Origin of the sequence: Pseudomonas sp. 58 R 12, assembly GCF_900005865.1 — a bacterium.
GTDB lineage: Bacteria > Pseudomonadota > Gammaproteobacteria > Pseudomonadales > Pseudomonadaceae > Aquipseudomonas > Aquipseudomonas tritici.
In genome coordinates this window covers 654,487-666,598 of sequence record NZ_CVTP01000028.1, presented here as the reverse complement: position 1 = coordinate 666,598, position 12,112 = coordinate 654,487, and the positions used below count along the sequence as shown (strand labels likewise).

Annotated in this window: 8 protein-coding genes; 2 read left to right on the top strand and 6 right to left on the bottom strand. The window is 61.8% G+C overall.

Going from position 1 to position 12,112, the window contains the following annotated elements; translation table 11 throughout:
* Positions 1-2: 2 nt before the first annotated feature.
* From BFP95_RS27390 to BFP95_RS27370, 5 genes are all read right to left on the bottom strand, one after another.
* Positions 3-1,454: an efflux transporter outer membrane subunit gene (locus BFP95_RS27390; RefSeq protein ID WP_065910978.1), complete on the bottom strand. Its 1,452-nt coding sequence runs from the start codon at positions 1,452-1,454 to the stop codon at positions 3-5.
* Entirely contained in the window at positions 1,451-1,924 is a 474-nt protein-coding gene (locus BFP95_RS27385) for a MarR family winged helix-turn-helix transcriptional regulator (protein ID WP_065881829.1), read from the bottom strand. The genes BFP95_RS27390 and BFP95_RS27385 overlap by 4 nt, the downstream gene beginning before the upstream one ends.
* Positions 1,925-2,110: 186 nt before the next feature.
* On the bottom strand, positions 2,111-5,782 hold the full coding sequence (locus BFP95_RS27380; RefSeq protein WP_065910977.1) for a translocation/assembly module TamB domain-containing protein: 3,672 nt from the start codon (positions 5,780-5,782) through the stop codon (positions 2,111-2,113).
* On the bottom strand, positions 5,782-7,509 hold the full coding sequence (locus BFP95_RS27375) for an autotransporter assembly complex protein TamA (RefSeq protein WP_065910976.1): 1,728 nt from the start codon (positions 7,507-7,509) through the stop codon (positions 5,782-5,784). Before BFP95_RS27375 ends, BFP95_RS27380 begins: the two co-directional genes overlap by 1 nt.
* 64 nt (positions 7,510-7,573) lie before the next feature.
* The gene (locus BFP95_RS27370) at positions 7,574-8,224 is read right to left on the bottom strand and encodes a GNAT family N-acetyltransferase (protein WP_065873458.1); all 651 of its coding nucleotides are present in this window, start codon (positions 8,222-8,224) and stop codon (positions 7,574-7,576) included.
* A 169-nt stretch (positions 8,225-8,393) separates the two neighbouring features.
* Between BFP95_RS27370 and xthA the strand changes: the two genes are divergently transcribed.
* Both xthA and BFP95_RS27360 read left to right on the top strand, forming a co-directional pair.
* Complete coding sequence (xthA, locus tag BFP95_RS27365; protein WP_065873459.1) at positions 8,394-9,206, top strand: exodeoxyribonuclease III; 813 nt, start codon at positions 8,394-8,396, stop codon at positions 9,204-9,206.
* A 127-nt stretch (positions 9,207-9,333) separates the two neighbouring features.
* Positions 9,334-10,665, top strand: a complete 1,332-nt coding sequence (locus BFP95_RS27360) for a substrate-binding domain-containing protein (protein WP_065881823.1) — start codon at positions 9,334-9,336, stop codon at positions 10,663-10,665.
* Positions 10,666-10,796: 131 nt separating this feature from the next.
* On the opposite strand, the gene BFP95_RS27355 is transcribed toward BFP95_RS27360, so the two are convergent.
* Entirely contained in the window at positions 10,797-12,026 is a 1,230-nt protein-coding gene (locus tag BFP95_RS27355; protein WP_065873461.1) for an acyl-CoA dehydrogenase, read from the bottom strand.
* Positions 12,027-12,112: the final 86 nt, after the last annotated feature.

Genomic DNA, 12,112 nt, shown 5'->3' with positions numbered 1-12,112 from the left:
AATTATTCCGAGCGGGTGGCTGGGGTGGTCGCGGCCACATTGTTGGCCTCGTATCCGCCACCCAGGGCCTGCATCAATTGAATCGACAGATCGATCTGCGCAGCATTCAGGCTCGCCAACTGACGCTGGGCCTGCAGCAACTGCTGCTCGATGCTGAGCACATCCAGGTAGTTACCGATGCCGGAGCTGTAGCGTTGAACGCCGGTGTCGTAGGACTGCTGGGCAATGTCCGCGGCGTGTTGCTGGGCCTGGATCTGCCGGCCGGTGTCGCGCAGTTGCGAAAGGGTGTTGCCGATATCACCGAGGGCTTGCACCAGGGTTTTGTTGTACTGGGCCACGGCCAGGTCGTAGTCGGCGTCGCGGGCATCGAGGTCGGCGCGCAGGCGGCCGCCGTCGAAGATCGGCAGCGAGATCGTCGGCGCGATATTGAAGAAGCGGCTGGCCGAACCAAACATCGCGTCCCCCAGCAACGACTCGGCCCCGGCGCTCGCGCTCAGGTTGAGGTTGGGGTAGAAGCGGGTTTTGCTCGCGTCGATATTCTTGCCCGCCGCCTCGACACGCCAGCGCGCGGCGATCAGGTCCGGGCGACGGCCCAGCAGTTCAGCCGGCAGCACTGAAGGCACGGCGACTGCGCTGGGCTTCAGCACGTTGGGACGGGCCAGCTCGTTGCCACGGTCCGGGCCTTTGCCGAGCAACACCGCCAGGGCGATTTTTGCGCTCTGCAGTTGTTTTTCCGCATCGATCAGTTGCGACTGGGAGCTGGCTTCCAGGCTTTCGGTTTGTTGGTACTGGTACTGGCTGTCAATGCCCGAGTCCAGGCGGCGTTTGCTCAGGTCAAGCATCTGCCGGGTGCGTTTGAGGTCGTCATTGGCCAGGTCACGCACGATATGCGCCTGGCCCAAGTCGCTGTAGGCCTTGGCGACGTTGGCGGCCAGGGTCAGGCGCGCGGCCTGTTGATCAACCTGGGCGGCGCGTGCCTCGCCCAGCGCGGCTTCCCAGGCAGCGCGCTGGCCGCCCCAGAGGTCGAAGTTGTAGTTGAAGCTGGCGCCGATGTTGCGCACGGTCGAATAGGCATCGCCTTCGCCGCGCGGGTCCTGGTCTTTGGCCAGGCGCGAGCGGCTCACACCGGCGCTGGCATCCAGGGTCGGCATGCGCTCGGCATTGGCGGCGTAGGCGGCGGCTTCGGCCTGATGGGCACGGGCGCTGGCGACTTGCATGTCGGGGCTGTTTTGCAGGGCTTCCTGGATCAGGCCGTCGAGCTGCGGGTCGCCGAGGCTTTTCCACCAGTCGGCGCTGGGCCAGGCGGCACTCGACAAGGCCACGCCACTCAAGGACTTGCCGGTTTGCAGGGTATTGGCGTCAAGGCGCTTGCCCTGGGTGTCGAGGCCGCTGTAATTGGCGCAACCGGCCATGCTCATGGCCACCAGCACCAGGCAAAGGGCGCGTGTGTTCATTGGTTACCTACCCGCTGGATAGTGATCGGATCACCTGCAGCTATCAGAATTTTCTTGAGGATCTTTTCCAGGGTTTCCAACTCACCCGGCTCCAGTGCGCCGGCCAACTGGTTCAACGCATCGGCGCCGATGAACGGCAGCATGTCTGCCAGGCGCTGGCCGTCCGGGGTGAGCACCAGCTGCACTTGGCGTCGATCCAGCTCTGAACGCTTGCGGCCCAGGAGCCCTTTATGCTCCAGGCGGTCGAGCATGCGCGTCATTGAACCGCTGTCCAGAGACAGGTGGCGGCACAGCTCAGCCGGGGTGTCGACGCCGAACTGAGCCATGATGATCAACACCTTGAACTGCGCGGCGGTGATGCCGTGGGGTTCCATGTGGGTGTCGATGATGCGGTCTTTGAGGATTGCGGCACGCCCAAGCAAAAGCCCGAGGTGGCAGTTGTGGAAGTTATCCGGGGTGAAGTGTTTCATCGGAAGTCACCTTATTACTGCCTAGGCAGTGAATGTGTGACGAGATATTACTGCTTAGGCAGCGAATGTCAAATGGAATAGTTAGCTTGCTTTGTAATTTCGCGACGAGTGGTTTGGAAGGCAGACACAATGTGGGAGCCAGCGCACACATAAGCCAGCTCCCACCGTTTTGAACAGTGCCGGGTTTTAGAAATCGCGTTTGTAGAAGATATCCAACGAACTGGCCACACCACTCGCCACCTCCAGGTACACCTTCTTGCTCAACAAATAGCGCAAGGCGATGGTACTGGCCGGTTCGAACACCCCTACCCCGTAACGCAGGCTGAGCTTTTCGGTGATTTTGCCGCTGGCGACCACGGCGGTGTTGTTGCCGCTGCCCTGGGTATCCAGGTCGAAATCCTGGATGCCCAACTTGGTGGCAAGGTCCGAGGTCACCCCGGCGCTGCCCATCAACCCCAGGCCCAACGCCGCCTGGGCAAGCATGTTGTTGTCTTCACCGGTGGAGCTCAGCGGACGGCCCAGCACCAGGTAGGACAGCGCCTGTTCCTGGCTCATGGCCGGTTCGGAGAAGATTTGCGTGGTGGGCTGCTCGGCGCTGCCGCTCAGGCGGATACCGGCGATGACATCGTCGGTCTTGCGGATCGCTTCGACATCGAGGTACGGCTGGTCCAACGGACCGGCGAACAGCAGCCGTGCACGCCGCACATCGAGCCGCTGCCCGTAGGCGCGGTAGCGGCCATCGTTGAGCCACAGCTCGCCACGGGTGTCGAGGTTGTCGCCGATGTGCACCTGGCCCTGCACCTTGGCGGTGAGGCCAAAGCCCGAGAAGTTGAGCTTGTCTTCACCCACCACCACGTTGATGTCCATGGCCATCGCCATCGGCGGCTTGCCCTCTTCGGTCTGGCTGCCCACGATCACGGTGTCATCCGAGACCTTCACGGTGGACGGTGGCAACTCGCGCACGATGATATCGCCTCGCGGGATGTGCACGTTGCCGGCGACGGCGAGCTTGTCATTCTTGAGGGTGATTTTCAGGTCGGGCGCCACTTCCAGCACGGCATAAGGTTCAACCGTGACCGGTAACTGCGAGCCTTGCAGGCTGAGGTCCACCACCAGGGCCTGGCCCCAGTCGATCTGCCCTTTGAGGCTGCCCTGCCCGGCTTTGCCGCTGCGCCAGCCGCCGTTGAGCTGCACGCTTTCACCGGCGATCAGCGCCTGCACGTTCAGGCCTTCCAGACTAATGGGCAGTTCCGGACCGGAAATCTCACCGCCCACCAGGTTCACGCTGCCGTTGACCAGAGGTGCCAACAAGCCACCGGAGATGCGCCCGTTGCCATTGAGCTTGCCGCTGAGGGTTTCCACCATCGGCACAAACGGCCGCGCCACCGCGAGGTCCAGGCCGGCAAGGGTGAACGTGCCCGTGATCGGTTTGTTCTTCGGCAACGGGTTGATCTGCGCTTGCACCATCAGCTCGCCGAGCTTGCCGCCACGGAAGTCCAGCTGGGTGTCGATACGCTTGGGGTTGAGCGTGGTTTCCAGCTTCAGCGTGTCATAGGGGAAATCCAGCCACTGGTCCTTGTCCTTGACGCGCAAGGTGCCACCGCTGGCGTCAACCGAAACCACGCCTTTGGGGCCGCTGTCCGGCAGATCGAGCTGCAGGTCGGCGTTGAGCTTGCCCTTCCAGGCGAAATCCTTGGGCAAAAACGCCGCCAGGCTGTCGATGGGAAATTGCTTGAGGTGGTAGCGCAACTTTGGCTCGGGCATCAGCCGCTGGTCTTCGCCGCACAGGCTGGCAGGGCCGGAGACCCAGCAGTGTGCGGCAAACGTCAGCTTGCCATCGGCCATGCGTTCGATCTTCGCTGGTGCTTGCAGCTTCCAGTCCTGGCCGCCCGCTTGCACATCACCACTGGCGAGGCGCCCGCGCCAATTGCTTTTGTCGAGGTTGCCATCCAACGCCAGGGCCAGCTTGACCAAGGGGCCGGCCAGGTCCAGTTGGACCTTCTGGTTCTTGATATCGCCCTGGGCGCTGGCAGTCAGGGTGCCGACCTGAGTGTCACCGCTTTGAATGCCGCTGCCCTTGAGGTCGATCCTGGCGCGCTGGGCGTTATCGAGGCTGGCGTCGAGGGTAAGACTTTGCAGGCGATTGTCGGCGAACGCCAATTGCTGGCCTTTGAGGCCGAGCTTGCCTTGGGGGGCCTTGAGGCTGCCGGCCACGTCGAGTCGGCCATTAACCTGCCCGCGCAACTGCGGCCACAGCTGGGCCAGGCGCGCCAGCTTGATATCGATCTGCCCAGCCAGGCGTTGTTGCAGGCTGCCGCTGCCGTTGATGCGGTTGTCGCCCAGGCGGATATCCAGGTTGGCCAGGGTCCACTGCTCGCCCGCGCCTTCGGCCTTGGCCGCCAGCACGGCAGTTTGCCCGCGCAGGCGACCCTTGAGGTCGAGGTCGGCATTCAGCTTGAGCTGCTCGTTCTTGAACTCGCCCTTGCTGCGCAGGGGGCCGGCCAGGGTGCCGGGCAGTTCAGCAACCCAGTACGCCGGGTTCAGGGCCGACAGGTCGAGCGCGGTGTCCCAGGCGATGCCGTCAGCGAATTGCAGGTTCAAGTGGCCTTCGGCCTTGCCTTGGCCGGCGGTGAGTTTCAGCTCGGGCAGGAAGACTTGCTTGAGGTCGCCACTGAACGGCGTGACCACATTGAACTTGCCCGCCGGGCCGTCGAGGTCGGCCTTGAGGTTGCCCAGGTAGTTACCGTCTTTGTAGGAGACCTCACCGTTAAAGGTACGCAGTGCGACTTGCGGCTCGTCGATAACCGGATAGAGACGATGCCAAGGGAAGTCCAGCCAGTCGATCCTGGCGTCGGCGCTGAAGCCTTGTTGCCAATCCAGTTGGGCCGTCAGCTTGAGGCTTTGCTTGTCTCCGGCATTCAGGTCCAGGCCGGCGATCTGCGCGCCCTTGGCGTCAACCCGGCCTTGCAGCAGCACATCCACCGGGCCTTTTTCCGCAGGGAGCACGGCCTTGCCCAACAATTGGTAGCCGCGCTTCAAGTCACCTTTAGCGGTGAGATCGAGTTTGTTGAGTTGCAAGGTGTCCGGTAGATCGGCGCTGGGCTTGAAACCGTCGGCGGTGATGTGCAATTGGGCCGGGAGGTTTTCTGCCAAGGGTTGCAGTTCGCCCGTGAGCTTGGCTGGCAGATAGCCGCTGCTGTCTGCATCAAGCTTGAGCGTCTTTAACAAATCCCCATCAATCTTCAACGCCACCGCCCAAGGTGCACCACCTGGCGCATACGGCAGGCTTACATTCCCAGTCGCGGTCAGCGGCCAATCGCCGGTGGGTTGCAGCAAACCGGCCAGGTCCAGTACCAGATCATCGCGTTGCAGGTGCACAGAGTCGATCTGCAGGCCGGCAGCCGTCCAATGCGCCGCCAATTGCAGGCCCTTGAGTTCTTCGCTGCCGTTGAACAGCAGGCGACCGACGCGAACGTCGCCCAACTGGATCGCTACCGGCAGTTTCAGGTCGGGTAACTGGATCGGACCGCTGCTTTCCTCAGTGCCCGGCGGAAATTGCAGGCTGACCTGGTCCACGTCCAACCGATTGATGCACACCGTCATGCGCAACAGGCAGGCGGGCGACCAATCCACGGTCGGTGCCTGGAGTTCGACGCGGCTGCTGTCTTGCTGCCACAGCAGATGGTCGGCGCTCCACTGGTCGCCCAAATGCCCCTGGAAATTCTCTACGCTCAAACCCGGTACGCGGGCCAACGCCCAGCGGCTGCCGGCCTGGGTGCCGAGTAACGCCCACAACGCCAATAACAGCACGGCGAGGATGGCAACCACGGCCAGCCCCGCTCTTTTCACACCACGCATCACAGCTCAGGCCCCATGGAAAAGTGCAATCGAACGCCGCCCGGATCTTCGAGGGCGTGGGCCAGGTCAAGGCGGATCGGGCCGACCGGCGAGACCCAGCGGATACCGACGCCGACGCCGGTTTTCAGGCTGGGCAGGTCCAGGGAATTGAACGAGTTGCCCTGGTCGATAAACGTCGCGATCCGCCATTTCTCGGCGATGGAATATTGATACTCGGCGCTGAGGGCAACCATGTAGCGGCCACCGATGCGGTCGCCGCGGTCGTTCTCGGGCGACAGCGTCTGGTACTCATAACCGCGCACGCTCTGGTCACCACCGGCAAAAAAGCGCAACGACGGCGGCACCGATTTGTAACCGTTGGTGGCACTGCCGCCGACCTGGGCGCGGGCCAGAAAGCGGTGGTTGTCCCACAAGGTAGTCAGGCCCTTGACCATGGCCGTGCCGTAAAGCAGGTTGGTGTCGGAGCCCAAGCCCTCTTTGGCGACCTTGGTGTCGAATTGCAGGCGGTAGCCGTGGTGCGGGTCAATGCGGTTGTCGCTGCGCAGGTAGGAGTAGCTGATCCCCGGCATCACCAGGTTACTCAAGCCGGAGTCGTTGCCCAGGCGATATTCTTCACGCTGATACTTGAGCGAGATCACCCGGGTCCAGCCGCTGGGCAACTTGCTATGCCACTCGGGGCCAAGGGTGAGCAATTTACTCACGGTGTCGGTGTTGGCGATTTCTTCGTTCTGATAGCCACCGGCGAAGCGCAGTTTGTCGGTGAGCGGGGGGTCGAGCGGAATGTCGTACCACAGGCCGACGTTCTGTCGCGGCGCCGACAGCTCGGCTTCCCAGCCATAGCTATGGCCCTGGGGGTTGACCCAGTGACGGGTCCAGTTGGCTTTGCCGCGCGGGCCAACGTCGGTGGAAAAACCAAGGCCCAGCCCCATGGTGCGGGGCTTGCGGGTCTCCAGGCGCACAGCCACCGGGATGATGTCATCCGTCGAGGCGGCCGGCGCAGCGTCCACGCGCACGCCTTCGAAAAAGCCGCTGGCTTGCAGGTTCTGGTTGAGTTCGGCGATCAATTCGGAATCGTAGGGCGTGCCGCTTTTGAACGGCACCATGCGTTGCAGCAGCTCTTCGTCAAACGGCGTGTCGCCGGCAAAGCTCACCTTGCCCAAGGTGTAGCGCGGGCCGCTGTCATAGATGAGTTCGATATCGGCGACGCCCGCCTGCGGGTCCACCGACAGCTTCTGTTTGGTAAAACGCCCGCTGAAGAAACCGTAGCGCGAGGCCTGGTTCTGGATCAGCCGCTTGGCGTCTTCGTAATGGCCGTGGTTGAGCACGGCGCCGGATTTGAGGTCGTCGCTGACGGGCACGCGAAAGGCCTTGAGGTCTGCGGCTTGGCCGTCGACCCGTATGGTCACGTCTCGCAAATGCAACGGCTCGCCGGGGTCGATGGTGAGGATCAGGCGCGGGTTCTTGCCGCCCTTCACATCACTTTCGATCTGTGGCTGATAGAAGCCCAGGGCCTGGGCTGCTTTTCGCGCCTGCTCCTCGGCGCCACGGCTGAACCGCAGCAAGGCCTCTTCATCACGATCGCCCACCCCGCCGATGTAGCCTTCGATGTTGGCTTTCAACGCATCGTTTGAGGGCTTGATCCGCACGTCCAGTTCGCTTTGCGCCAACGCGCCGCAGCTTGTGAACAGCAGAATCAAGCCGCTGGTAAATCTTCCTGGAAACTTCATAGGCGCGGATGCTACACGAGCTGGAGAGCACTTTAGAACTCGGAAAATTCTGAAAAATTCTGCATCAAGCCGTTGCAGCATGTGACGACTGCGGGTTGGGATGAAAAAACACGTGCTCCACGACAGGTCCTACAGCGACTTCACCGATCTCTTCATACCCCTGGCGCTTATAGAAATCCAAGTAGCGCGAATTGCCGGTGTCCAGCACCACACCGGATGAGTGCGGGTCGTCGGCACACCAGTTGTGCACCGCCTCAAGCAACTGCTCGCCGTAGTGTTTGCCCTGGAATTGCGGGTGAATACCCAGCAGCGGCAGCACATGCACCGACTCACTTGGCAGGCACGCCAGCACCGCATGGTGGTAGTCGAGGTAACGCCGCGTGCCGCGCACGCCGGTGCTCAGCCACATACGGATTTGCCAGGCCCAGCTCTCGGTAATCCCCAGGCGCCGCTGCGGGGGAGCGATCAGGGCGATGCCGATGAGCCGGTCATTGACGAACAGGCCGATGGCCGGAAGCTTCTGGAAGAAATGCTGCTTGACCAGTTCGCGCACGGTGGCGCGCACTCGCTGCTCATAACCTGAACGTTCCGCTTCAAAGATATAGGCAAATGTTGGCTCATGCCGATAGGCCTGGTACAGCAGGGAACGGGCCTCGCGGGAATAGCCGCTGTTGAGCAAGCGGATTTCGCCAATGGCGGTCGAAGTGTCTGGCATACAGTGAATCTCCCTGGGCACCGCTCAGAAGGCGGCGTTCTTATGGGTACGAACCCACGCAGCACGAGTCGTTCCCAGACATTAGCAGCGCAACTGCCCTACCGCCACGCTGGCCCCCGTCCGACTTGTCGGCTAGCATCGCCCTTTTGCCAGGACTGGACTGCCGACCATGAAAATCGTCTCCTTCAATATCAACGGGCTGCGCGCCCGCCCTCATCAGCTGGCGGCGCTGATCGAGAAGCACCAGCCGGATGTGATCGGCCTGCAGGAAACCAAAGTCCACGACGACCAGTTCCCGTTGGCCGAAGTGCAAGCTCTTGGCTATCACGTGTACTACCACGGGCAAAAAGGCCATTACGGTGTGGCGCTGCTCTCGCGCCTGCCGGCGTTGAGCCTGCACAAGGGTTTTGCCACCGACGAAGAAGACGCCCAGCGCCGGTTTATCTGGGGCACCTTCGCCGACGAAAACGGCCAACCGGTCACCATCATGAATGGCTACTTCCCTCAAGGCGAAAGCCGCGACCACCCGACCAAGTTCCCGGCCAAGCAACGCTTCTATGAAGACTTGCAACAGTTGCTGGAAAGCCAGTTCCGCAATGACCAGGCGCTGGTAGTGATGGGCGACGTGAATATTTCCCCGGAAGACTGCGACATCGGCATCGGCGCCGACAACGCCAAGCGCTGGCTCAAGACCGGCAAGTGCAGTTTCCTGCCCGAAGAACGCGAATGGATGGCCCGCCTGAAGAACTGGGGCCTGGTCGACAGCTTCCGCCACCTCAACCCGGATGTGGCCGACCGCTTCAGCTGGTTCGACTACCGCAGCCGTGGGTTTGAAGATGAGCCCAAGCGCGGGCTGCGCATCGACGTGATCCTGGCGTCCAATGGCTTGCTGCCAAGGGTCAAGGATGCGGGCGTGGATTACGATCTGCGCGGGCTGGAGAAGCCGTCCGACCATGCGCCGATCTGGCTTGAATTGAGCTGACACCCCCCTTCAATGTGGGAGCTGGCTTGCCTGCTCCCACAACTGGACCCCTGGCTTATCAGTCATATTTCTGCAACCGGCCTGACTTATTCTCGCGGCACTCCCTTTGGCTTAAGAAGGTGCCGGCATGATGCTGCGCGTTCTGTTTCTGCTGGCACTCTTTCCTCTCTACGCTGCTTCCGCCCCCCTACCCGCTCCCGATCAAGGCCCTGCATTACGCATCCAGGGTTCCAATACCATTGGCGCGGCGCTGGGGCCCGCGCTGGCCAAGGGGTTGATGGAACATCAGGGCCTGCAGGCGGTGCGCATTGAACCGGCGCAAGGTGCCAATGAACAGCGCGTGACCGGCAAGACGCGCCAAGGCAAGACCGTGTCGATCGAGGTCGCTGCCCACGGCTCCAGCACCGGTTTCATGGCGCTGAAAAAAGCCACGGCCGACCTGGCAGCCTCGTCCCGTCCGATCAAGGACAGCGAACTGGTCGACCTCGAACCCCTCGGCGACCTGAAAAGCCCCGAAGCCGAACAGGTGATCGCCATCGACGGGCTGGCCATCATCCTCAACCCGCGAAACCCGTTGAACACCCTGAATACCGAGCAACTGGCGCAGATCTTCAATGGCGAAATCAGCACGTGGGAAGCATTAGGCGGCATCGGCGGGCCGATTCATTTGTATGCGCGCGATGATCAGTCCGGCACCTACGACACCTTCAAGGAACTGGTGCTGCGCTTGCGTGGCAAGCCGCTCGGCGCAGGTGCCAAACGCTTCGAGTCCAGCGAACAGCTGTCCGACGCGGTCAGCCAGGACCCTCAGGGCATCGGTTTTATCGGCCTGCCTTATGTGCGTCAGGCGAAGGCGGTGGCGATTGTGGATGGCGACTCGCACCCCATGTTGCCGCTGAACAGCCTGATTGCCACCGAGGATTACCCGCTGTCGCGACGGTTGTTTTTCTACCTGCCGCCATCGGGTCATAACCCGTGGGCCAAGGCACTGGTGGACTTTACCCAGAGCAGCAAGGGCCAGGCGATTGTGGCGGCCAACGGGTTTATCGCGCAGCAGGTACAGGCGATCGCCGTCGAGCCGCGCGCGTCGATGCCCGAGGACTATCAGGCCATCGCGCGTGACGCTCAGCGTTTGACCGTGAATTTTCGCTTCGAAGAAGGCAGTGCCAGCCTGGACAACAAGGCGCGCCAGGATTTGCAACGGGTGGTGGCGTATCTGAAAAGCCACGACAAGCTGGATAAGCAGGTGACATTGGTGGGGTTTGGTGATGCCAAGAATGACCCGCAACGGGCGGCGTTGTTATCTAAGTTGAGGGCGATGGCGGTGCGTCGGGAGCTGGTGAAGAACGGTGTGGTATTGCGCGATATTCGTGGGTTTGGGGCACAGATGCCGGTGGCCGCAAATACGGCGGATGAAGGCAGGATCAAGAATCGGCGGGTGGAGGTTTGGGTGTACTGAACCTTGGGTTTTGGGTTGTTCAGACTGGCCTCATCGCGGGCAAGCCCGGCTCCCACATTAGACCGTGTTCTCCTTAAAAACTCGGTCGAATGTGGGAGCCGGGCTTGCTCGCGAATGCAGGCGACGCGGTGTTACTGCCCGCTGCGCATTAACTCTTTAGGCACATACTTGCCAATCTCAAACTTGCCAATCGCGGCGCGGTGCACTTCATCCGGCCCATCCGCCAATCGCAGCGTACGTTGCATGGCGTACATATAGGCCAGCGGGAAGTCGTTGGAGACGCCCGCGCCGCCGTGGATCTGGATCGCACGGTCAATCACCTTCAAGGCCACATTCGGCGCGACCACTTTGATCTGGGCGATTTCACTTTTCGCGACCTTGTTGCCCACAGTGTCCATCATGTACGCCGCCTTCAAGGTCAGCAGGCGCGCCATGTCGATCTCCATGCGTGAGTCGGCGATCTTGTCGATATTGCCGCCCAAACGGGCCAGCGGCTTGCCGAACGCGGTGCGGCTGACGGAGCGTTTGCACATCAACTCCAGTGCACGCTCAGCCATGCCGACGGAGCGCATGCAGTGGTGGATACGGCCTGGGCCAAGGCGGCCTTGGGCAATCTCAAAACCACGGCCTTCGCCGAGCAGCACGTTTTCATAGGGCACGCGCACATTGTCGAACAGCACTTCAGCATGCCCATGGGGCGCGTCGTCGTAGCCGAACACTGGCAGCGGGCGCACGATCTTCACGCCGGGGGTGTCCACCGGCACCAGGATCATCGAGTGCTGCTGATGGCGCGGCGCATCCGGGTTGCTCAGGCCCATGAAGATCAGGATCTTGCAGCGCGGGTCGCAGGCGCCGGAGGTCCACCATTTCTTGCCGTTGATCACCCATTCGTCGCCCTGGCGCTCGGCGCGGGCAGCCATGTTGGTGGCGTCCGAAGACGCTACGTCCGGTTCGGTCATGGCGAAGGCTGAGCGAATTTCACCACGCAGCAGCGGCGCCAACCAGCGTTGTTTTTGCGCTTCGTTGGCGTAGCGCACCAACACTTCCATATTGCCGGTATCAGGGGCGGAGCAGTTGAACGGCTCCGGGCCCAACAGTGAGCGACCCATGATTTCGGCCAGCGGCGCGTATTCAAGGTTGGTGAGGCCAGCGCCCAGTTCGGATTCCGGCAGGAACAGGTTCCACAGGCCTTCGGCTTTGGCGCGGGCTTTCAGCTCTTCCATGATTGCCGTGGGCTGCCAGCGATCACCTTCGCTGACCTGGCGTTCGAACACCGGCTCGGCCGGGTAAACGTAAGCATCCATGAATGCAGTGACGCGTTCACGCAGTTCCTGAACCTTGGGCGAATAGGCGAAATCCATGAGCAGCTCACTTCTCTGAGAGGTTGTTTAGGTCATGCAATCGATGCTAGAACAGCGTTGATAATTTACCTAGCCTATTCTCGGCG